At 72.7% G+C, this 21,909-nt stretch carries 19 protein-coding genes and 1 tRNA gene; 12 read left to right on the forward strand and 8 right to left on the reverse strand.

Going from position 1 to position 21,909, the window contains the following annotated elements; all coding sequences use genetic code 11:
• Positions 1-50: 50 nt before the first annotated feature.
• Positions 51-962, reverse strand: coding sequence for a TetR family transcriptional regulator (locus MTP10_RS14370; protein ID WP_397202502.1), 912 nt, complete (start codon positions 960-962; stop codon positions 51-53).
• Positions 963-1,041: 79 nt separating this feature from the next.
• Positions 1,042-1,980 (reverse strand): acyl-CoA desaturase, encoded by a 939-nt coding sequence (locus tag MTP10_RS14375; protein WP_310709651.1) that lies wholly within the window; start codon positions 1,978-1,980, stop codon positions 1,042-1,044.
• Between the two features lie 294 nt (positions 1,981-2,274).
• Between MTP10_RS14375 and MTP10_RS14380 the strand changes: the two genes are divergently transcribed.
• From MTP10_RS14380 to MTP10_RS14435, 12 genes are all read left to right on the forward strand, one after another.
• Positions 2,275-2,346, forward strand: a tRNA-Gln gene (locus tag MTP10_RS14380).
• A gap of 123 nt (positions 2,347-2,469) precedes the next feature.
• On the forward strand, positions 2,470-3,954 hold the full coding sequence (gene glmU, locus MTP10_RS14385) for a bifunctional UDP-N-acetylglucosamine diphosphorylase/glucosamine-1-phosphate N-acetyltransferase GlmU (protein ID WP_310709652.1): 1,485 nt from the start codon (positions 2,470-2,472) through the stop codon (positions 3,952-3,954).
• Between the two features lie 64 nt (positions 3,955-4,018).
• Entirely contained in the window at positions 4,019-4,996 is a 978-nt protein-coding gene (locus MTP10_RS14390; RefSeq protein ID WP_310709653.1) for a ribose-phosphate diphosphokinase, read from the forward strand.
• A 214-nt stretch (positions 4,997-5,210) separates the two neighbouring features.
• Positions 5,211-5,816, forward strand: coding sequence for a 50S ribosomal protein L25/general stress protein Ctc (locus MTP10_RS14395; protein ID WP_310709654.1), 606 nt, complete (start codon positions 5,211-5,213; stop codon positions 5,814-5,816).
• A 124-nt stretch (positions 5,817-5,940) separates the two neighbouring features.
• Positions 5,941-6,525, forward strand: a complete 585-nt coding sequence (gene pth / locus MTP10_RS14400) for an aminoacyl-tRNA hydrolase (RefSeq protein ID WP_310709655.1) — start codon at positions 5,941-5,943, stop codon at positions 6,523-6,525.
• A 113-nt stretch (positions 6,526-6,638) separates the two neighbouring features.
• Positions 6,639-8,078, forward strand: coding sequence for a sugar transferase (locus MTP10_RS14405; protein ID WP_397334462.1), 1,440 nt, complete (start codon positions 6,639-6,641; stop codon positions 8,076-8,078).
• Positions 8,078-8,917 carry a 3'(2'),5'-bisphosphate nucleotidase CysQ gene (locus MTP10_RS14410; protein WP_310709657.1) on the forward strand — a complete coding sequence of 280 codons (840 nt, stop codon included), beginning with the start codon at positions 8,078-8,080 and terminating at the stop codon, positions 8,915-8,917. Before MTP10_RS14405 ends, MTP10_RS14410 begins: the two co-directional genes overlap by 1 nt.
• An 18-nt stretch (positions 8,918-8,935) precedes the next feature.
• A complete protein-coding gene (cysD, locus tag MTP10_RS14415) occupies positions 8,936-9,850 on the forward strand; it encodes a sulfate adenylyltransferase subunit CysD (protein ID WP_310709658.1) in 915 nt (304 codons plus the stop codon).
• A gap of 4 nt (positions 9,851-9,854) precedes the next feature.
• Positions 9,855-11,117, forward strand: coding sequence for a sulfate adenylyltransferase subunit CysN (cysN, locus tag MTP10_RS14420; RefSeq protein ID WP_310709659.1), 1,263 nt, complete (start codon positions 9,855-9,857; stop codon positions 11,115-11,117).
• Between the two features lie 185 nt (positions 11,118-11,302).
• Positions 11,303-12,184 (forward strand): sulfotransferase, encoded by an 882-nt coding sequence (locus MTP10_RS14425; protein WP_310709660.1) that lies wholly within the window; start codon positions 11,303-11,305, stop codon positions 12,182-12,184.
• Positions 12,181-13,119, forward strand: coding sequence for a glycosyltransferase family 2 protein (locus MTP10_RS14430; protein WP_310709661.1), 939 nt, complete (start codon positions 12,181-12,183; stop codon positions 13,117-13,119). Before MTP10_RS14425 ends, MTP10_RS14430 begins: the two co-directional genes overlap by 4 nt.
• Before the next feature lie 56 nt (positions 13,120-13,175).
• On the forward strand, positions 13,176-14,033 hold the full coding sequence (locus MTP10_RS14435; protein ID WP_310709662.1) for a WecB/TagA/CpsF family glycosyltransferase: 858 nt from the start codon (positions 13,176-13,178) through the stop codon (positions 14,031-14,033).
• On the opposite strand, the gene MTP10_RS14440 is transcribed toward MTP10_RS14435, so the two are convergent.
• The 6 genes from MTP10_RS14440 to MTP10_RS14465 are packed head-to-tail and all read right to left on the reverse strand — an operon-like array spanning position 14,020 to position 21,622.
• Positions 14,020-14,919 carry a sulfotransferase gene (locus tag MTP10_RS14440; protein WP_310709663.1) on the reverse strand — a complete coding sequence of 300 codons (900 nt, stop codon included), beginning with the start codon at positions 14,917-14,919 and terminating at the stop codon, positions 14,020-14,022. The two genes, MTP10_RS14435 and MTP10_RS14440, sit on opposite strands and share 14 nt — an antisense overlap.
• Positions 14,916-16,220 carry a lipopolysaccharide biosynthesis protein gene (locus MTP10_RS14445; RefSeq protein ID WP_310709664.1) on the reverse strand — a complete coding sequence of 435 codons (1,305 nt, stop codon included), beginning with the start codon at positions 16,218-16,220 and terminating at the stop codon, positions 14,916-14,918. Before MTP10_RS14445 ends, MTP10_RS14440 begins: the two co-directional genes overlap by 4 nt.
• On the reverse strand, positions 16,208-17,062 hold the full coding sequence (locus MTP10_RS14450) for a sulfotransferase (RefSeq protein ID WP_310709665.1): 855 nt from the start codon (positions 17,060-17,062) through the stop codon (positions 16,208-16,210). The genes MTP10_RS14445 and MTP10_RS14450 overlap by 13 nt, the downstream gene beginning before the upstream one ends.
• Positions 17,059-17,982 (reverse strand): hypothetical protein, encoded by a 924-nt coding sequence (locus MTP10_RS14455; protein ID WP_310709666.1) that lies wholly within the window; start codon positions 17,980-17,982, stop codon positions 17,059-17,061. The genes MTP10_RS14450 and MTP10_RS14455 overlap by 4 nt, the downstream gene beginning before the upstream one ends.
• The gene (locus tag MTP10_RS14460) at positions 17,979-19,247 is read right to left on the reverse strand and encodes a hypothetical protein (RefSeq protein ID WP_310709667.1); all 1,269 of its coding nucleotides are present in this window, start codon (positions 19,245-19,247) and stop codon (positions 17,979-17,981) included. The genes MTP10_RS14455 and MTP10_RS14460 overlap by 4 nt, the downstream gene beginning before the upstream one ends.
• Positions 19,244-21,622 carry a Wzz/FepE/Etk N-terminal domain-containing protein gene (locus MTP10_RS14465; RefSeq protein WP_310709668.1) on the reverse strand — a complete coding sequence of 793 codons (2,379 nt, stop codon included), beginning with the start codon at positions 21,620-21,622 and terminating at the stop codon, positions 19,244-19,246. The genes MTP10_RS14460 and MTP10_RS14465 overlap by 4 nt, the downstream gene beginning before the upstream one ends.
• Between the last annotated feature and the right edge of the window lie 287 nt (positions 21,623-21,909).

Below are 21,909 nucleotides of genomic sequence, written 5' to 3' on the forward strand. Positions count from 1 at the left end.
TGAAATATGCCCCACAAGTCTGAACGGAACGTTAACTAACTCGCAATGACTTAATCCTGCTGGTCAACCGGCCCAGAATCGCTCTGCCCGAGCCGCGCGGCCCGCTCCGCGAGACGAGCTTCGCGCAGGCGCAGCTTCTCCTCGCGCTCGCGAACCTTCTCCGCCTCCTTCAGCAGCCGCTCCTGCTCCTTCTCGGCCTCCTTGAGCAGGCGCTCGCGCTCCTTCAGCTCGCGGACGCGGGCCTTCTCGGCCTCACGCAGCTCCCGCAGCCGGGCCTTCTCCGCCTCCATCAGCTCCCGCTCGCGCGCCTTGTCCGGCACCCCCTTGTCCACGGGCCGCGGCGGCTTGGCCAGGCTCGGGTGCGACCGGGTCGTCACCGTGATCGACGGGTCCGGGTTGAGGCCGGTCAGACCGTTCCAGGCGAGGTTGACCAGGTGCGCGGCGACCTCCTCGCGGCCGGGCTTGCGCACGTCCAGCCACCACTGGCCGGTCAGGGCCACCATGCCGACCAGCATCTGGGCGTACATGGGGGCGAGCTTCGGGTCGTAGCCCCGCGAGGAGAACTCGTCGGCGAGCACGTCCTCGACCTGGCTCGCGATCTCGCTGATCAGGCTCGCGAACGTGCCCGTGCCGGAGGCGGCGTGGGAGTCGCGGACGAGGATGCGGAACCCCTCGCTGCTCTCCTCGATGTACTGGAGCAGGGCCAGGGCGGCCCGCTCCAGCTTGATCAGCGAGTGGGAGGCGGAGAGCGCCCCGGTGATCATCGTGAGCAGCTTCTGCATCTCACGGTCCACGACCACCGCGTAGACGCCCTCCTTGCCGCCGAAATGCTCGTAGACGACAGGCTTGGAGACCTGGGCCGTGGCCGCGATCTCCTCGATGGAGGTCCCGTCGAACCCCTTCTCGGCGAACAGCGTGCGGCTGATGTTGATCAGCTGCTCGCGTCGCTCTCTTCCGGACATGCGCCTGCGAGATCGGGGTTCGGTCACGGGTTCCATCATGGCGGTGCCGGACGTGCGACCGGTCACCACGGCTTGACTGTCAGGCAAGCCTCTTCGCCGCCAGCCGCTCAGGAGTCGGCCAGCGCACGTCGGACACCCAGCCGAGGCGCTCGAAGCCGCGGATGACCTCGGCGCTCAGGTCGATCTGGCCCTTCAGCGCGCCGTGCCGCGCGCAGGTCGGGTCGGAGTGGTGCAGGTTGTGCCACGACTCGCCGAAGGACGGGATCGCCAGCCACCACACGTTGCGGGACTTGTCGCGAACCTGGAAGTCCTCCTCGCCGAACACGTGACAGATCGAGTTGATCGACCAGGTGACGTGGTGCAGCAGGCCGATGCGGACCAGCGAGCCCCAGAACAGCGCGGTCAGCGCGCCCTGCCAGGACCAGGTGAGCAGCCCGCCGAGGACGCCCGGGAGCAGGAGCGAGGTGAGCGCCAGCGCGGGGAACCACTTGTGCAGCTTGCGCACGTCCGGGTCCTTGCACAGGTCGGGGGCGTACTTCTCGCGGTTGGTGCGCTCGGCGTCGAACATCCAGCCCATGTGCGCGTACAGCAGGCCCTTGGCCATCGACCTGAAGCCGGGGCCGAAGCGCCACGGCGAGTGCGGGTCGCCCTCCTTGTCGGAGAACTTGTGGTGCTTGCGGTGGGTGGCCACCCAGTCGAGCACGGACATCTCCAGCGAGAGGCTGCCGGCGATGCCGAGGGCGATCTTCAGGGGACGCTTGGCCTTGAACGAGCCGTGCGTGAAGTAGCGGTGCAGCCCGACGGTGACGCCGAGTCCCGAGACGGCGTAGAAGACGAACATGATCACGATGTCCGTCCAGCCGAGGCCCCATCCCCATGCCAGCGGCACGGCCGCCACGAACGCGATCAGCGGCAGCCCGACCACCAGGGAGAAGGTGACGAGCTCCGCCTTGCTTCGCGGTTCGGGTTCGGCGTCGGGCTTCGGTCCGGGGGTGGGACGTTCGGCGAGAACTGTCATGGGCTACCTCTCACGACCTGTATGACAATGAATGTCCGAGCTACGCAACCGTAACCTACGCCATCGTAAGTAAGGAAGTCCTAAGCCGCGAATGTGCGATGGGCAACGGTTCGTCGCCCGAGGTGAGTGGATTCCGTGGCTTGCGCGTTTTCGGTACATCTGCTAGCCCTACGCCCTACCCGGGGCGGGTGGCCTCAATCGGGCGAGCGTGATCCAGGCGTTGCCCATGCGGGCGCGCGACGGGGGGCGGGCTCGGTATCGTAGGTGTGTCGGATGCCACGCGCGTCCGATTAATCCCGGATCGTCTAATCGGCAGGACAAGTGGTTTTGGTCCACTTTGTAGGGGTTCGAGTCCTCTTCCGGGAGCATTGAGGCACGCCCCTGCGCGGTGGACCGGGAGGCGGGCAGGTATCCTCGCGGTGTCGGGAGGGTAGCGGTGCGGTAGCCGCATCCAGCCCTGATCCGTCCAGCCACAGGGAGCCTCAGTCCGTGAGTGTGCCGCGCCCGGCAGCCGTCATCGTCCTCGCCGCAGGCGAGGGCACCCGGATGAAGAGCCAGACCCCGAAAGTCCTCCACGAGGTGTGCGGCCGAGCCCTGCTCGACCACATGCTCACCGCCGCCCGGGACCTCGGTCCCGAGCGCCTGATCGTCGTCATCGGCCACGCGCGCGAGCGCGTCGGCTCCCACCTCGCCGAGACCAGCCCCGACGCGCTGGCCGTCGTCCAGCGCGAGCAGCGCGGCACCGGCCACGCCGTCCGAACCGTGCTCGACGAGGTCGGCGCGATCGACGGCACGGTCCTCGTCACCTACGGCGACGTGCCGCTGCTGCGCGCCGAGACCCTCGCCGCGCTGCTGACGCGCCACGCCGCCGACCGCAACGCCGTCACCGTCCTCACCGCCGAGGTGCCCGACCCTACCGGGTACGGCCGCATCGTCCGCGACCCGGCGGGCGCCGTCCTCGCGATCGTCGAGGAGAAGGACGCCACCGACGAGCAGCGCGCCATCAGGGAGATGAACTCCGGCATCTACGCCTTCGACGGAGCCCTCCTGGCCGACGCCGTCAAGCGGGTGTCCACCGACAACGCCCAGGGCGAGGAGTACCTCACCGACGTGCTGTCCATCCTCCGCGAGGACGGCCACCGGGTCGGCGCCCACACCGCCGCGGACTTCGCCGAGGTCGAGGGCGTCAACGACCGCGTCCAGCTCGCCCAGGTCCGCAAGCTGCTCAACCAGCGGCTGCTGGAGCGGCACATGCGCGCCGGCGTCACCGTCGTGGACCCGGCCAGCACCTGGATCGACGCGGACGTGGAGATCGAGCCTGACACGGTCGTCCACCCCGGCACCCAACTCCACGGCCGCACCGTCATCGAGTCCGGCGCGGAGGTCGGCCCCGCCACCACGCTGACCTCCACCCGGGTCGGCGCGGGAGCCGTCGTGCGCAACGCCGTCTGCGACTCCGCGGTCGTCGGCCCGGGGGCCAGCGTCGGGCCGTACGCCTACCTGCGCCCCGGCACGGTCCTCGGCCGCGGCTCCAAGGCCGGCACGTTCGTGGAGATGAAGAACACCCAGGTCGGCGAGCGCTCCAAGGTGCCCCACCTGTCCTACGCGGGCGACGCCACGATCGGCGACGACGTCAACATCGGCGCGGCCGTGGTGTTCGTCAACTACGACGGCGTCAACAAGCACCGCAGCACCGTGCGCGACGGCGCGTTCGTCGGCTGCGACAGCATGCTCGTGGCGCCGGTGACCATCGGCGACGGCGCCTACACGGCGGCGGGCTCGGTGATCGACGGCGACGTGCCGCCGGGCGCGATCGGCGTGGCCCGCGCCCGCCAGCGCAACATCGAGGGATGGGTCCTGCGCAGGCGCGCGGGCACGAAGTCGGCTGCGGCGGCACAGCGCGCCCTGGCCGAGCAGGAGCAGGCCGGCCGGGCGCCGGGCGACCAGCAGCATCAGCAGGAGAGTGGGGCATGACCGAGCTTGTCGAGGTCATCAACGAACACAGCACCGTGGTCATGAGACCGACGAAGGAGAGCTCGTGACCAGCATCAAGCAGCCCGGCGAGAAGAACCTCATGCTCTTCTCCGGCCGGGCCTACCCGGAGCTGGCCGAGGAGGTCGCCGAGCACGTCGGCGTCTCGCTCACGCCGACCAAGCTGATCGACTTCGCCAACGGCGAGATCTACGCCCGCTACCTCGAATCCGTCCGCGGCTGCGACGCCTTCGTGATCCAGAGCCACACCGGCCCGATCAACAAGTGGATCATGGAACAGCTCATCATGGTCGACGCGCTCAAGCGGGCCTCCGCCAAGCGCATCACCGTGGTCATGCCGTTCTTCGGCTACGCGCGCCAGGACAAGAAGGGCCGCGGACGCGAGCCCATCACCGCGCGCCTGATGGCCGACCTGTTCAAGACCGCGGGCGCCGACCGGCTCATGTCGATCGACCTGCACACCTCGCAGATCCAGGGCTTCTTCGACGGCCCGGTGGACCACCTGTTCGCCATGCCCGTCCTGGAGAGCTACCTGAAGAACAAGCTCGACCTGGCCACCACCACGGTCGTCTCGCCCGACACCGGCCGCGTCCGGCTGTCGGAACGCTGGGCCGACACCCTGGGCACGCCGCTCGCGTTCATCCACAAGCGGCGCGACCTCGACGTGGCCAACTCCGTGAAGGTCAACGAGGTCGTCGGAAAGGTGCGGGGCCGCACCTGCGTGCTCATCGACGACATGATCGACACCGCCGGCACGATCTGCAAGGCGGCCGACGCCCTCTACGAGCAGGGCGCCACCAACGTGATCGTCGCCGCCACCCACGCGGTCTTCTCCGACCCGGCCGTCGACCGGCTGAAGAACTCCCGCATCAGCGAGGTCATCGTGAGCAACACGCTCCCGCTGTCGCAGGCCGCCCGCTTCGACAAGCTCACCGTGCTGTCCATCGCGCCGCTCATCGCACGGGCCATCACCGAGGTCTTCACCGACGGCTCGGTCACCAGCCTGTTCGAGGGCGACACCTGACGTGCTCCGCCCGGCCACGGCCCGCCGGGCGGAGCCCGGCCTGTTTCCCGTGATGGATCCGCAGCGGAGCGAGGACATCCATCACGGCCCGCCGGGCGGAGCCCGGCCTGTTTCAACACGGTAAGCTGAGTCGGTCGCGCTCGTAACGCCTTCCGCTAGGGCGGGTGAGGGTGAGCGCCACAGATCCGATTCCCATGCATCCCTAGGAGATGTCGTGTCCGAAGTACGTATCGCCGCCGAGCAGCGCTCCACGTTCGGCAAGGGCGCCGCCCGCAAGATCCGCCGCGCCGCCAAGGTGCCGGCTGTCCTCTACGGGCACGGCATCGAGCCCAAGCACCTGACCCTGCCCGGTCACGAGGTCCTCCTCGCCCTGCGCACGCCCAACGTGCTGATCCGCCTCCACGGCGAGGGCGTGGACGAGCTGGCCCTGCCCAAGGGCGTGCAGCGCGACCCGATCAAGGGCTTCGTCGAGCACGTCGACCTGCTGCTGGTCAAGCGCGGCGAGAAGGTCACCGTCGAGATCCCGGTCACCACGATCGGCGACGTCAACTCCGAGGGCATCCTGGACCTCCAGATGACCTCCGTCGCCGTCGAGGCCGAGGCCACCCACATCCCGACCGGTGTCGACGTCGACATCGAGGGCCTGCAGGTCGGCACCGCCATCACCGCCGGTGAGCTGAAGCTGCCCAAGGGCGCCACGCTGATCGCCGACCCGGAGGCCGTCATCCTCCAGGTCAGCGCCAAGCAGGCCGAGGCCCCCGCCGAGGAGGGCGCCGAGGGCGAGGCCGCCGAGGGCGAGAGCGCCGAAGCCGCCGAGTAGTCGCCGGTCGACGGGGCGGCCGGTGCGTCCGGCCGCCCCGTCCCGCGCCGCGACCCCGATCCCCGAGCCCCGAGCCGGGGGCGTCCCCGCGCCCGCAAGCCGTGTTCGCGCCTGAGGAGACTTCATGGACCGCTGGCTCATCGCCGGGCTGGGCAATCCCGGCGCCGAATACGCGGGCAACCGGCACAACGCCGGCTTCATGGTGCTCGACGAGCTGGCCGCACGGGCCGGCGGCAGGTTCAAGGCGCACAAGAGCCGGGCCGAGGTGCTGGAGACCCGCGCCGCGATCCTGGCCAAGCCGCTCACGTACATGAACCTGTCTGGCGGTCCCGTCAAGGCGCTGTGCGACTTCTACAAGATCGGCCCTGACCGGCTGATCGTCGTCCACGACGAGCTGGACGTGCCCTACGGCGCGCTGCGCGCCAAGCTCGGCGGCGGCGACAACGGCCACAACGGCCTCAAGTCCATCACCAAGTCGCTGGCCACCCGCGACTACCTGCGCGTGCGCTTCGGCATCGGCCGCCCGCCGGGCCGCATGGACGCCGCCGCCTTCGTCCTCCGCGACTTCGCCACCGCCGAGCGCAAGGACCTCCCCTTCCTCGTGGACCGCGCCGCCGACGTGGTCGAGTCGCTCATGGAACGCGGGCTCGAAGTAACCCAGAACGAGTTTCATCGGGCAGATCTCAAGATTTCCGGCCCTCCACGCTGATCCCCACATAGGTCCGTTCGCGACACTGCCCAGGTGCCTGGCGCTACTATCTGGTGACTGTCGGTTACGGACGCATCACGGGGAGGCGCGAGGTGAGCGACGGCGAGGGGCTGCTGACCGTCGTCGGGTTCGGGCCTGACTCCTCGTGGAGGGTGAGCCCGCGGCTGCCCGCATGGGTGCGGGCCTACCGGGCGCGGGCCTTCGCGGCCGACCTGCTGGGCGCCGCCGCGGGCTCGGCCGGGGCCTTCTTTCTGCGCTTCGGCGAGCTGACCCCCTACGCCGCGCCCTACCTCCTCGTCAGCGCGCTGCTGCCCGGGCTGTGGATCTGCGCGGTCGCGCTCAACCGGGCGTACGAGCCGCGCATGATCGGCATCGGCTCCGACGAGTTCCGCCGCGTCGTGCAGTGCGGCGTCGCGCTGACCGCCGCCACGGCCATCGGCTCCTACCTCACCAAGACCGACGTCGCCCGCGGCTACGTCGTCCTCGCGCTGCCCCTGGTCACGCTGTTCACGCTGCTGCTCAGGTACGGCCTGCGCCGCTCGCTGCACCGTCGCCGGGCCCGCGGCTCCTGCATGCGCAGGGTCGTCGCCGTGGGCCACGCCGCCTCGGTCGCCGAGCTGGTGCAGCTCTTCCGGCGCGAGCGCTACCACGGCATGGAGATCGTCGCCGCCTGCCTGCCGGCCGAGGTGCCGGGTGGGCGGGTGGCCGGGGTGCCCGTCGCCGGCGACTTCAGCGACGTGCCCATCGTCGTCGACCAGGCCGCCGCCGACACGGTGGCCGTACTGGCGTGCCCCGAGATGGACGGGGTGGCGCTGCGCCGGCTGGCCTGGCGGCTGGAGCGCACCCACACCGAGCTGGTGGTCGCGCCGGCGCTGATGGAGGTGGCCGGGCCGCGCACCACGATCAGGCCCGTCGCCGGGCTCCCGCTGCTGCACGTCGAGCATCCGGAGCTCACCGGCGCCCGCCAGCTCGTCAAGAACGTCTTCGACCGGCTGGTGGCCGCGGCGCTGCTCGTCCTGCTGTCCCCGCTGCTGCTCACGCTGGCCGTGGCGGTCCGCGCCACCAGCCCGGGTCCGGCGCTGTTCCGGCAGACCCGCGTCGGCAGGGACGGCAGGCCGTTCACGATTGTGAAGTTCCGCACGATGCGGCGCGGCTCCGAGCGCCAGAAGATCACCCTCGTCAGCGACGCCGACGGCGTGCTGTTCAAGATCCGCAACGATCCGCGGGTCACCACGCTGGGCTCCCTCATGCGCCGCCACTCCCTCGACGAGCTGCCCCAGCTCGTCAACGTGGTCCTCGGGCACATGTCGCTCGTCGGCCCCCGCCCGCCCCTCCCCGAAGAGGTCGACCGTTACGGCGACGACGTGCGCCGCCGGCTGCTCGTCCGCCCCGGACTCACGGGCCTGTGGCAGGTGAGCGGCAGATCCGACCTGTCGTGGGAGGAATCCGTCCGCCTCGACCTGCGTTACGTGGAGAACTGGTCCCTCATGCTCGACCTCCAGATCCTGTGGAAGACTTGGTCGGCCGTCGCCCGCGGGCAAGGAGCTTACTGATGACGATTCGCGACGACCACGCCCTCGCCGCTGACCTGGCCACCGAGGCGGGCGAGCGGCTGCTGGCGCTCCGCGCCCGCGAGGGCTTCGACGACCCCGCGGGGTTGCGCGCCCTCGGCGACCGGGCCTCCCACGTGTTCCTCATGGAGTCGCTGGCGCGGCTGCGCCCGAGCGACTGCGTGCTGTCGGAGGAGTCCAGCCGCGAGGACCGGCTCGACCCGCGCCGGCTGAGCGCGCCCCGCGTATGGATCGTGGACCCGCTGGACGGGACAAGGGAGTTCTCGGAGCGGCGAGCCGTCCCCGGAAGCGGCAGCTTGCGTGACCAGGACGGGGCCGAAGGGAGCGCGACCACAAGCACGGAGGAGGGCAGGTCCGACTGGGCCGTGCACGTCGCTCTCTGGGAGGGTGACCGGCTCACCGCCGGCGCCGTGGCGCTGCCCGCCCAGGGCCGCACGCTCAGCACCGCCGAGCCGCCCAAGCTGCCCACCCTGGAGCGCGGCAGGTTCCGCATCGCGGTCAGCCGCACGCGCCCGCCGGAGTTCGTCCAGAAGCTCGCCTACCTCGTCGGCGCCGACCTCGTGCCCATCGGCTCGGCAGGGGCGAAGATCTCCGCGGTGCTCACCGGCGACGTCGAGGCGTACGTCCACGCGGGCGGTCAGTACGAGTGGGACTCCGCCGCCCCGGTGGCCGTCGCACAGGCCGCAGGAGCGCACACCAGCCGCATCGACGGCACGCCGCTCACCTACAACAGGGCGGACCCCTCACTACCAGATATTCTTGTTTCCCTACCGGACTTGGCGTCAACCCTGCTCGCCGGGATCCGGGACCTGCACCGCTAACCGCCGGAGGAAGCTCCCATGCTCCAGCGCGACTACACGACGTCGCAGCTCGACGTGCTCGAGGCCGAAGCCATCCACATCATGCGCGAAGTCGCGGCGGAGTTCGAGCGTCCCTGTCTGCTCTTCTCCGGCGGCAAGGACTCCATCGTCATGCTGCGCATCGCCGAGAAGGCGTTCTGGCCGGCGGCGATCCCGTTCCCGCTCATGCACGTCGACACCGGCCACAACTTCGACGAGGTCATCGAGTTCCGCGACCGCCGGTCCCAGGAGCTCGGCGCGCGGCTCATCGTGGCCAGCGTGCAGGACTCGATCGACGCGGGCCGCGTGGTCGAGGACACCGGCCGGCGCGCCTCGCGCAACCGGCTGCAGACCACCACGCTGCTCGACGCCATCGAGGAGCATGAGTTCGACGCGGTCTTCGGCGGCGCCCGGCGCGACGAGGAGAAGGCCCGGGCCAAGGAGCGGGTGTTCTCCTTCCGCGACGACTTCGGTCAGTGGGACCCGAAGAACCAGCGCCCCGAGCTGTGGAACCTCTACAACTCCCGCATCCGCAAGGGCGAGCACATCCGCGTCTTCCCGCTCTCCAACTGGACCGAGCTCGACATCTGGGACTACATCCGGCGCGAGGGCATCGAGATCCCGTCGATCTACTTCGCCCACACCCGCAAGGTGTTCGAGCGCGACGGCATGCTGCTGCCCGACGCCGACGTCGTCCAGCGCGGCGACGACGAGGCGCTGTTCGAGGCCGTGGTGCGCTACCGCACCGTCGGCGACATGACCTGCACCGGAGCGGTGCAGTCCACGGCCGCCACGGTCGAGGAGATCATCGAAGAGATCGCGGCCACCCGGATCACCGAGCGCGGGGCCACCAGGGCCGACGACCGCGCCTCGGAGGCCGCCATGGAGGATCGCAAGCGGGAAGGCTACTTCTAGACCGATGGACATTCTGCGTTTCGCCACGGCGGGAAGCGTCGACGACGGCAAGTCCACCCTGATCGGGCGCCTGCTCTTCGACTCCAAGGCCATCTTCGAGGACCAGCTGGAGGCCGTCGAGCGCACCTCGCGCGACCGCGGCACCGAGTACACCGACCTGTCGCTGCTCACCGACGGCCTGCGGGCCGAGCGCGAGCAGGGCATCACGATCGACGTGGCCTACCGCTACTTCGCCACGCCGCGCCGCAAGTTCATCATCGCCGACACGCCCGGGCACATCCAGTACACCCGGAACATGGTCACCGGCGCCTCCACCGCCGACCTGGCGATCATCCTCATCGACGCCCGCAAGGGCGTGCTGGAGCAGTCGCGCCGGCACGCCTTCCTGACCTCGCTGCTGCGGGTGCCGCACCTGGTGCTGGCCGTCAACAAGATGGACCTGGTCGACTACTCCGAGGAGCGGTTCGACGAGATCCGCGAGGAGTTCACCGCGTTCGCCTCCAAGCTCAACGTGAACGACCTGACGTTCATCCCGATCTCCGCGCTCAACGGCGACAACGTCGTCTCCCGGTCGGAGAACATGCCCTGGTACAACGGCTCGTCGCTGCTGCACCACCTGGAGAACGTGCACATCGCCTCCGACCGCAACCTCGTCGACGTGCGCTTCCCCGTCCAGTACGTCATCCGCCCGCAGCGGGCCACCGACCACGCCTTCCACGACTACCGGGGCTACGCCGGCCAGGTCGCGGGCGGCGTGCTCAAGCCGGGCGACGAGGTCGTGCACCTGCCCTCTGGCCTGAGCACCCGGATCGCCTCCATCGACACCTTCGACGGGCCGGTGGAGGAGGCGTTCCCCCCGATGTCGGTCACGCTGCGCTTCGAGGACGACCTCGACATCTCGCGCGGCGACATGATCGCCCGCCCGAACAACCAGCCGCACGCGGCCCAGGACCTCGAAGCCATGGTCTGCTGGATGGCCGACACCGCCAAGCTGGCGCCCCGCAGCAAGCTCACCATCAAGCACACCACCCGCACAGCGCGGGCGCTCGTGCGCGACCTGCACTACCGGCTCGACGTCAACACGCTGCACCGCGACGAGGAGGCCACCTCGCTCGGCCTCAACGAGATCGGCCGCGTGACCCTGCGGGTGACGCAGCCGCTGTTCGTCGACGACTACGCGCGCAACCGGCTGACCGGCGGCTTCATCCTGGTGGACGAGGCCACCAACGGCACGGTGGCCGCCGGCATGATCATCGACGCCCACTGATCCACCGGCTGCTTCCGGCCCCCGCCCGCACGGGCGGGGGCCGGTTCCGTCTCCGGGCCCGGTTAGATCTTTTGGGCTTTCACTGACGCTCCCGTTACTCTCCGCGCTAGTCTCGCCACGTTCCGTGTAACGACTAGTACAGGAAAGCCCATTCCCCCGTGACTCACCCTTCGACAGCCCCCCGGGTGGTCTTCCTGGGAGGCCTCGGCCGTAGCGGCACCACGCTCCTGGAGAGGCTGCTGGGAGAGCTGCCCGGCGTGGCGCCCCTCGGTGAGGTGGTCCACCTGTGGGCCCGTGGCGTCCTGGCCGGCGAGCTGTGCGGCTGCGGCCGGCCCTTCGGCGCCTGCCCGTTCTGGACGGCCGTCGGCGACCGGGCCTTCGGCGGCTGGACGCGACCGCTCGCCGAGCGGGTGCTCTCCCTGCGCCACCGCATCGACCGGACCCGCCGCGTCCTCAGCATCGGCCACCCCGACCTCGACGAGTACGTCCGCGCCTACCGCCGCGTCCACGACGCCGCCGCGCAGGTCGCCGGCGCGAGCGTCGTCATCGACTCCAGCAAGCACGCCTCCCTGGCCCACTGCCTGGCCGAGGGCGGGGCGAGCATCCACGTCGTCCACGTGGTGCGCGACCCCCGGGCCGTCGCCCACTCCTGGCGCAGGGCCGTACGCCGGCCCGAGGACGGGCGACCGATGACCCGCTGGGGCCCCGCCCGCACCGCCTTCCACTGGACCGCCCAGAACATCGCCCTGGACCTTCTCGCCCGCCGGGGCGAGCCGGCCGTCCAGGTCACCCGGCTGCGCTACGAGGACCTCGTCGCCGCGCCGGAGGCCACGCTGAAGGGTCTCGCGCAGCGGCTCGGCCTGCCGGCGGAGTTCCCGTTCGTCACCGGGTCCACGGCGCACATCACGACGGCCCACACGGTGTCGGGCAACCCCATGCGGTTCGCCGTGGGGCCGGTCGGGCTGGCGTTCGACGACTCCTGGCGCTCCGGCGCCCACCGCGGGCTGGTCGCCGCCCTCACCTGGCCCCTGCGATCCCGGTACGGCTACCACGGGGTGACCGCGTGACCCGGCCGCCCGCTCCCGGCGGGACCAGCGCCTGGACGCCGTCGGTCGGCGTGGTGATCCCCACGCGCGGCGACCGGCCCGGACACCTTTTCGCCGCCGTACGGGCGGCACTGGCGCAGGACCACCGGGGGCGGATCTCGGTGGTCGTGGTGGCCGACGGCGCGAACCCGGAGACGGTCCTCGACGGGCTCGCCGGCCTTCGCGACGCTCACGACCTCCGGGTGCTGTCCAACGGCCTCACTCCTGGCCTGCCCGGCGCCCGCAACACCGGCATCGCCGCCTCCGACACCGACCTCGTCGCCTTCTGCGACGACGACGACCAGTGGCTGCCCGGCAAGCTCACCGCCCAGATCCGCGTCCTCGCCGAGACGGGGGCCGAGTTCGCGAGCTGCGGCATCGAGGTCGAGCACGGCGGGCACCGGGTGCCGCGGCTGGCCGGCACCACCACCGTGACCGAGGCCGACCTGCTCCGGTCGCGCATGGTGATGGTGCACTCCTCCACGTTCCTGTTCAGGCGGGGCGGGCTGTGGGTGGACGAGAGCGCCCCCGGCGGCCAGAACGAGGACTGGGACCTCGCCCTGCGCGCCGCCCGCCGTCATCCCATCGCCCACGTCGACCGTCCCCTCGTCCGGGTCCACTGGGGCGCGTCCCACTACGTGGCCCGGTGGAGCGAGCGCATCGCCGGACTGGAGTGGATGCTGGCCCGGCACGCCGGCCTGTCCGCCGACCCGCGCGGCGCGGCCCGGGTCTACGGGCAGCTCGCCTTCCACCACGCCGCCCTGGGTCACCGGCGCGAGGCCGGGCGCTGGGCCATGCGGGCGTTCGGCGCCCGGCCGGCCGAGCCGCGTGCTCCCATCGCCCTCGCGGTGGCGGCCGGGCTCATCCCGGCGGCGACGGTGCTGACCCTGCTGCACGGCCGGGGGCACGGCATTTGACGGGCGGTGACGGCGTACCGCGGGTGCCCGGCAGGGTGGCCGTCGGAGGGGTCACGGTGGACGCCCTCAGCGAGTCGCAGGTCGTCGCCCGGGTGGTGGCCGGGCTGGCGGCGGGGCGGGGCGGGCGCATCGTCACGCCCAACGTCGACATCTGCCGCTCCGCCGCCGCCGACCCCGCGCTGAGGGACCTCGTCAACAGCGCCGACCTGGTCGTGGCCGACGGGATGCCCCTGGTGTGGGCGGCCCGGCTGCTGGGCACCCCGCTGCCCGAGCGGGTCACCGGGGCCGACCTGATCTGGTCGCTGAGCGGGCCGGCCGCCGAGCACGGGTGGCCGGTGTACCTGCTCGGAGGGCCGCCGGGCGTCGCCGTGTCGGCGGCGCGCGCCCTCGTGCGCCGCCTTCCCCGGCTGCGGGTCTGCGGGGTGGAGTCCCCGCCGTACGCCTTCGACCGCACCGCCGCCGGGCGGGCCCGCGTGCTGCGCAGGGTGGTGGCGGCGCGGCCCCGGATCGTGTTCGTGGGGCTCGGCTTCCCGCGCCAGGACCGGCTCGTCTCGCTGCTGCGCGAGCGGCTGCCGGACGCGTGGTTCGTCGGGTGCGGGGCGGCCATCGCGTTCGCGGCGGGCGCGGTGCCGCGGGCGCCGGGCTGGATGCGGACCGCCGGGCTGGAGTGGACGTTCCGCCTGCTGACGGAGCCGGGCCGGCTGGCGCGCCGCTACCTGGTCGACGACCTGCCCTTCGCCGCCCGCCTCCTAGCGGGGAGCCTCCTCGCCCGCCGCACGCCCGCCTCCTCGCCGGCAGCGCCTTCGTCGGCAGTGCCTTCGTCGGCAGTGCCTTCGCCGGCGGCGTCCTCGCCGGCCGCCCGGCCGCCTGACGACCCGGCACGCCTGGCGGGCGGGGTCGTCAGGCGGCGGTGAGGGCGCGGACGCGGGTCACGTCCTCCGGCGTCAGCCCCTGGGCGGCCCCGGACAGCGCCTGACGGGAGTCCATCCTGCGGTACGCCGTCCGCGACAGCCCCGACCAGGCGAACCCCCGCTCCGGGCCGCCGCCCCCGGTGCAGGCCCGCGCCACCCGGCGCTCCACGGCCGGCGACCAGGTCAGGCCCGCGTGCCCGTACAGGCGCCGGAAGCCCGCCACGGGATCGGCGGCCAGCGACTCGTACGTGACGACCAGGATGCCCGGCGTGCGGGCGAGGATCCGATGCGTCGCCCGCCACAGCGCGGCGGCCCGGGCGACCCGGTCCGGCGAGCCGGCGAGCGGGCCCAGCTCCAGCAGCTCGGGATGGTCGCGGACGAGGAGCGGCTGGCCGAGGAGCTCGTGGAAGGAGACCGTCCAGCCGAGCCGCTGCCAGCTCGCCACGAAGGAGACCGGGTCGCGTTCGAGCGCCACCACCGTGCAGCCGAGCCGCGCGGCGAACCAGGCCGCCGACAGCACCGCGAACGGGTCGTCGAGCAGCGCCCGCCGCCCCGCCAGGCGGCCCAGCGTGAACGCCGTGCCGTACTTGAGCATCCGGGCCAGGTCGTACGGCGAGCGGTTGGCGCGCAGCTCGGCGCCGAAGCGGTAGCGCAGGGCGACCGTGTCGCGGAGGGCGGGCAGCCAGTCGTGGGCGTTGTCGTCGCAGATGTACTGGAACCGGTGCGTGACCGTGGCCCGCAGGACGCCGGGGGAGTGGCCGGGCGGGTGCTGGGGGTTGAGCGGCTCGTTGACGTAGACCGCCCCGCGACCGGCCGTGAGCATCTTGCCCGTCCAGCTCGTGCCACTCCTCGGCAGGCCGGTGACGAGGAGCGGCGGCCCGGCCGTCACGCGGGGGCCCAGGAGCGTACCCGCAGGGCGGTCAGGGTGTGGCGGCCGAAGGGATGCAGGCCGTAGCGGCGGTGGAGTCGCCACAGCGGCAGGAGGTTCTTCACCAGCGTGCCGCCCGACCAGCCGAGCGCCGCCCCGAGCGCCCCGTGACCGGGGATCAGCGCCACGTCGAGGGCGATCGTCACGGCCGTGGCGGCGACCAGGTTGACCAGGCTGGCCGTGGTGTGCCCGGCGGCGGTCAGCACCACGTCCACCATGCCGCAGGCCGTCGCCACCATCATCGTGGCGGCCAGCACGAGCGCGACCGGCACCGCCGAGGAGTACGCGGGGCCGAACAGGCCGAGCGCCCACGGCGCGAGCGCCGCGTACCCCAGCCAGACCGGCCACGTCACCAGCACCAGCCACGCCGTGGTCGCCTGGTACAGCTCCCGGGCGCGTGCCAGCTCGCCCTCGGCCATCGCTCGCACCAGCCGGGCCTGTACGGCCTGCGCCATGCCCTGGCCGGCGAGCTGGCCGACGACCTTGAACCGGGTGGCGGCGGTGTAGACGGCGGCCTGGGCGGGACCGCCGAGCAGGGCGACGACCACGATGTCGAGCCGCTGGAACACCGCCTGCACCGCCCCGGCCACCGCCCGCGGCGCCGTGTGCCGCCACAGGTCGCGGGCCGTGCCCGGCAGGTACGGGGTGCGCGGCGCCCGACCGCGCACCCCGAACGCGGACAGGACCAGCACGGGGGCGTACGGCAGCGCCCACGCGAGCGGCAGCCAGCCGGGAGCCGCGGCGAGGGCGGCGGCGGCCACCAGCGTGAGCTGGGCGACCGGCAGCATGAGGCCGTCGAGGAGCACGGTGGGCCGCATCGCGCCGAACCCGCGGGTGGCGGCCAGCAGCACGTCACCCGCGACGATGACCGGGAGCGCCAGCGCGAGAAGCCCCAGCCGGGGGAGCAGGACGGCGGCGGCGAGAGCGGACACCACCGCGCACGGCACCAACGCCGCCCGGATATATCCGGATATGCCGCGGTAGTCGTAGGTCGCGGCCCGGGCGATGAAGAACACCAGCCCGTTGCCCGCGTCCAGCTTGGCCATCCCGGCCGCCATGAGGGCCAGCGCCGTGGCCGTGAAGAACGCCCCGGCCTGCTCGGCCGTGAACGCCCTGGTGACGATCACGACGAGCAGGAACTGGGCCAGCGCGCCCGCGGCGGCCCCGGCCAGGCCCGCGGCGCCCGCCCGCGCCACCCGCCCCATCGGCGACGCCCCGCCGAGCCTCGGACGCCCGAGGGCCTGCGGTGTCAGCGACGCCACGACGGGTCACCGCCCAGCCAGCGCACGAGCCGCGTGTCGTACACCTCGAAGTGGTCGAGCAGCCGCCGCCGCACCGACTCGGGCAGGGACTTGGGCCTGGACCGGCCGTTGTGCCGCTCGAAGACCGGATAGCCCAGATGCGGCACGTCCAGGAACTCCAGCACCCGCTCGTAGGTGCGCTCCGGCTCGGCGAAGAACTCGTGGCTGTCCAGCACCAGGATCCGCTCGCGCCCGAGCAGCGGCTCCAGCCTGTCGAGCTGCTCGGCGTAGCGGCCCCGGGCCAGGTAGGCGTGGTGGCGGTGCGAGTGGTGGACGGAGTACGGCCGCGCGCGCAGGCTCTCCTCCGCCCCGGCCAGCCGCCCGGCCTCCAGCTCCACCGCGTACTCGAAGTGCGACTCCGTCTCGAACCCCCGCGCCAGCTCGTGCGCGTGCGCCGAGCAGGCCCGTTCGACCGGGTCGCGCACCAGGACGACCAGCTTCACGCCGGGCAGGTCGGCGGCGATGCGCTCGCCGGCCAGCGGATGGAACAGGTAGTACGGCGACGACTCGAACGCCCTGGGCCGGCCGCCGTACCTGCCGGCCAGTACGGCCGCGCCGGCCCGCAGCGGGAAGTGCGCCCGGTACCAGGCCAGGCCGCGATCGTAGCCGACGTCGAAGTAGTGGACGCCCTTGTGCAGCACCGGCTTGAGCAGCAGCGGGTGCTGCGCCAGCGCCCGGTACAGGGACGTGGTGCCGCACCGCTGCGCCCCCACGACGAGGAACGACGGCAGCAGCCGCGCCCCGGCCGTCAGCCGGCCGGCGGTGCGCGACACGGCCAGTACGGCCTGCTTCCCGGTCTTCACGGCAGCAGCTCCTGGTGGTCGACGAGCGGGCTGAGCCACACGTCCGGCGGGCCGAGCGGGCTGTGGCCGTCGGCGGCGTGCCGATCGGCCAGCTTGATGAGGTACAGCAGCGCCGTCCGCCGTGCCTGCGCGCCGGACAGGCCGTACGGAGCCAGCAGCCGTACGGCCTGCGCCAGGCAGGCACGCGCCGCCGTCGCCGGGTCCATGCGGCGCAGGGCCCGCTGGAAGAAGTGGTGGACCGCGTCGAACCCGTACGGCACGCCCACCTCGTACCGCTCCCAGTCCCACACCAGGAGCCGCCCGTCGGCGGAGGGCGCGATGTTCCACGGCGACAGGTCGCCGTGCCAGGCGGCACCCTCCGCGGCGCCGGTGGCGGCGATCTCCTGGACGGCGTCCCGGAGCAGCTCCCCGGGCACCCGCCCCCGGCCGGGACGGAGTGCCGGGCCCCGGCGCACGGGCAGCGGGGAGACGGCGAGCAGCTCCAGGCAGCGCCAGCGACCGTGGTGCAGCACGGTGGGCGCGACGACGGACTTGAGCGGCACGGCGGCCAGCTTCCGCAGCGCCGCCGCCTCGTTGGCGACGAGCGCGGCGGTCCGCTCGGTGTCGCCCACCTTCACGTACGCGAGGAGCTCCCCGCCGGAGCGGGCCTCCAGGACCGGCTTGCGGTTGGCCCGCCGGGCGGGCCGCACGTGCAGCACCGTCTCGACGGGCACGCCGAAGACCTCGCCCAGATGGGCCGAGATCGACCCCTCGACGGGCACCACGAGTCGCCGGCCGACGTGCCACCAGCGGCGGGGCGCCAGGCGGCGGGGCAGCAGCGGATGGGGCAGCAGGCTGTGGGCCCGGGGGGAGCCGGAGCCGGGGTAGAGCAGCCGGACCGTCTCGTCGAGGTAGCCCAGGCGCATCTTGGCGTCGTTCACGAGGTGTTCCTCCACAGCAGGGCGAAGGAGATGAGATAGAGGATGAGGGGGGTGACCAGGCCGTCGTAGACGAGCATGTAGAGCAGGACCAGGGCCATGACCAGCACCCCGGCCAGGCCGACGGGGCTGCGGTCGGTCCAGTGGCGGCGGATCGCGCCGACGAAGAACGCCACGTACAGGGCCGCCCCGGTGAATCCCTGCGTGATGACGAGCAGCCAGAGCTGCCCGTCGCTGCCTAACGGCGGATGGCCGCAGTCCGTGCACCAGGCGGTTCTGCCGGTCGTGATCGTGCGGTGGTTGCCCAGGGCGTTGCGGGTGTTGCCGTAGCCGATGACGGGGGAGTGGGCGGCGGCCCTGATCGTCGCCGTCACCGTGAAGGCCCGGATGTCGTTGGAGTGGGGGTTGTCCAGCCGCTGGCTCACCAGCCCCGACAGCGGGCTCAGCGCGAACACCAGCGCCCCGGCCACCGCGGCCCCGCACAGCGCCGGCCGGGCCCGGCCGCCCACGCGCAGGATCACGTACAGGGCGGTCACGCCGAGCCCGATCCACAGGCCCCGGTTGAGCGAGTAGACGATGGGGACGGCGGCCAGCGCCACCAGCGCCACGGCCGCCACCCTGCGGGCCCGTCCGCCGTTCACCCACCAGCCGACCACGAACCAGATCAGCAGCACCGACACGTTGCTGCCCCAGGCGTTGGCCCACTCGAACGGCGCCTCCGGGCGCGGCGAGGCGTAACCGAGCACCTTCTGGGTCTGGGCGGCGGTGGGGTGGACGAGGTTCTGGACGAACGCGTTGCCGCCGATCCAGTCGGGCAGCAGCAGCTCCACCGGCGAGGTGAACGCGAACCCGGGCGCGAGCACGCCCAGCAGCCCGCCCGCCACGGTCACGACGAACAGCACGCCGAGCATCCGCACCAGCCTGAGCTGGGGCAGCTCCCGCTCGGTGAGATTGCCCAGGTAGAGCACCATGACCAGCAGGGCGAGGTAGAGGGCCAGCCGCATCACGTACCCGACGACCCGGCCCGCGCCCAGCTCGCCGTAGGTGCCGGGGGGCGACTCGGACAGCATGAGGGCGCTGAGCCCGTAGCCGGCGAGCAGCAGCAGCCACAGCCCGAACCCGCGCGGCACCCGGATCGGCCTGCGCCGCCACAGGATGACGGCCATCGGCACGGCCAGCACGACCACCGAGAGCCCGCCGAACCCCAGCGCCCACCACACGGGATAGCCGAGCAGCAACGCGCCGACGGGCCACGCGGGCCCTCTCACGAGGACAGGCCGGGCGGACGGGGCCGCTCCCACGGGGGCCCGGCGTCGGCCACCACGCCCGGCTGGATCCCCTGCTCGGTCCCGTGCTGGATCCCGTGCTGGGTCACGTGCTGGGTCATGTGCTCGGGCGCGTTCGCCCGCCAGTCCGCCGCCGCGACCGGGTCGACGGCTTCCGGGCCCCCGAAGGGGGTCGTACCGGGGTCGGTCGTCCACGGCCGTGGCAGGGGCGTCGGGCCGAGGTGGGGCATGTCGGGATCGGTTGCCCCGGGTTGCCGGAAGCTTGCCGCTCCTGGGTCGGGTGCTCCTCCCGGTCCCCGGCGACCGGACGGGTCAGGGCCGGTCGTTCCCGGCCGGCGCAGGGGTGTGACGCTCCGGTCGGTCGTTCCGCGCTGCCGGATGCCCCCCACGCTCGGGTCGGTCGTCCCTCGCTGCCGGATGCTCGCGGCGCTCGGGTCGGTCGCTCCCAGCCGTCGGAGGCCGGATGGGGTGGAGCCGGGCGGTTCCGGGCGGCGGAGGCCGGATGGGGTGGAGCCGGGCGGTTCCGGGCGGCGGAGGACCGTCGCGTCCGGGTCGGTCGGAGGGCCGCCGTCGGTGAGGGCCGACGCTGAGTCACTCCTGGAGCCCGCGACCAGCTTGCCGAGTGCCGTCCGCGAGTCGGCCGGAGCGGGCGCCGGGGACGCGGCCTCGCCGGGCGTCGTCACCACGCCGATGACCGGCACCTGGTGCCTGCCCAGGTGGCGCGCGGCGTCCAGCACCTGTGCCGAGGTGGTCCGGCCGAGCCCGACCAGCAGCAGCGCGGCGTCGGCCCGGGCCAGGTCGCCCGTGTCGGACCCGTCGAGGACCGACAACAGCGTGCTCGCCGACAGGGAGGACGTCACGGTCGTCGTGGAGAGTCCGGCGGGGACGGCGCGTACCAGGAGCCGCTTGCCGGGGCACGCGGCGACGGCGGCGGAGGCCAGCTCGTGCAGCGCGTCGGCGAGCTCCGTGCCGTCCCCGTCCTCGCCGTGCCTCCCGGCTCCGCCTCCGGCCCGCTGCCCGCGCGCCCCTTCCGCCCCTCCGCGGTCCGCGCCCCTGCGGTCCGCGCCTCCATGGTCCGCATTCCTCCGGTGGGTGCCTTCTCCGGCGGCGCCGTGACCCGCGCTCGCCCGACGTGAGTTTTCGAAGGCCGGGCCCGTTCCGGCGCCGCCGTCGCCGTCCGCCCACATGCCCCGGTCCGTGCCGGCACGGCGGCCGCCTCCCACGCCCCTGCTCCGCCCCGTGCCGGTACGGCGGCTGATCTCCGTGTCCTGGTCCGGTCCGGTGCGGCCGTCGCCGTCCGTCCACATGCCCCGGTCGGTGCCCGTGCGGCGGCTGCTCCCGGTGTCCCGGTCCGGGCCGGCGCGGCGGCTGCTCTGCAAGCCCGTGCTCCAGTTCGCGCCAGGGCGGGCGGTGTCCTCGGAACCCCTGCCCTCCGCCCCCGCGGAGTCCGTGCCCGCGCGGCGGGTGCCGTCCGGGCTCGTACGGCCCGCGGGGGGCAGCGCGGCGACCACCGGGAGGCCCGTCAGGCGCTCGACGTCGGCCGGTGTGCGCAAGCGCGTGTCGAGGCGGTCGCGGGCCGTCGCGGCGCCCGCCCCCAGCAGAAGCCCGAGCATGAGGCCCGTCCCCAGGAACAGCGGCAGGCTCGGCCACGCCGGGTCGGTGGGCGGCACGGCTTCGCTGATCACCGAGCCGGGCGTCACGGTCGTCGTCTTCAGCCCGTCGTACTTGAGCGTCAGGGTGTACGCCTGCCGGTTGAGCACGCTCTGCCGGTGGCTCGCCAGGGTGTGCTCGGCGGTGCCCTTGCGGAGCGTCGCCAACTGCCTGGTGACGACGGCGAGCGAGGAGTTGACCTGCTTGAGCTTGGCCAGCATGGCCTTCTGCTGGAGCGCCAGCGCGGCCTGTGCGGTGGCGGCGCGGTTGGCGAGGTACGCCTCGGCGTAGGCGCGCGACTGGGCCGCCGCGGCGGCCGGGGTGCCCGCGGTGACGGACAGCGACAGCACGGCGGAGTTGGGCGGGACGGCCACCTCGACCGGCTCCAGCGCGGGGGCCTTCAGCAGCCCGGCGGCCCGGGCGGCGACGACGGCGGAGCCGGCGACCTGGGCCTCGGTGTCGAGGTTGAGCGGCTCGCGCTGCCGGTTGGTCACCTGGTTGCCCTGCTCCTGGAGGCCGACGGCGGCGACGAGCACCTGCGTGGTCGCGTTGTAGGCGGGAGGGGTCAGCCGCATCAGCCCCAGCCCCGCCGTGCCGCCCGCCAGCACGAACCCCGCGAAGATCAGCCGGCGTCTGCGCAGCAGCGACAGGTGCTCCCCCAGATCGGTGCCGGACCGGCGGGCCGGGAGATCCGGCGGCAGGCTCATGAGGCTCCCTGGAGTGAGTGCGGTGCGTGGTGGCGCGGCGACGGTGCGTCACGGCCGGAGGGGTGTGTCCACTATAGGCGGGACGAATTCCCCCCCAAGCCGAATGCGCAAGATTTCCTGCGTTACAGCGGGCGATTCGCCCCTCTATAAAGCGATATATGACATCTAACTGACGGGCTGATACCTGGGATCACCAGCGGGAACGCCCGCACCGGCTGACGTTCATGAGAATCACATGGCATGGTTCAGCTTTGATGTGTCGGGGGTCTTCCGGGGAGAGGGGGCGT

Origin of the sequence: Nonomuraea sp. 3-1Str (genome assembly GCF_031570565.1) — a bacterium.
GTDB lineage: Bacteria > Actinomycetota > Actinomycetes > Streptosporangiales > Streptosporangiaceae > Nonomuraea.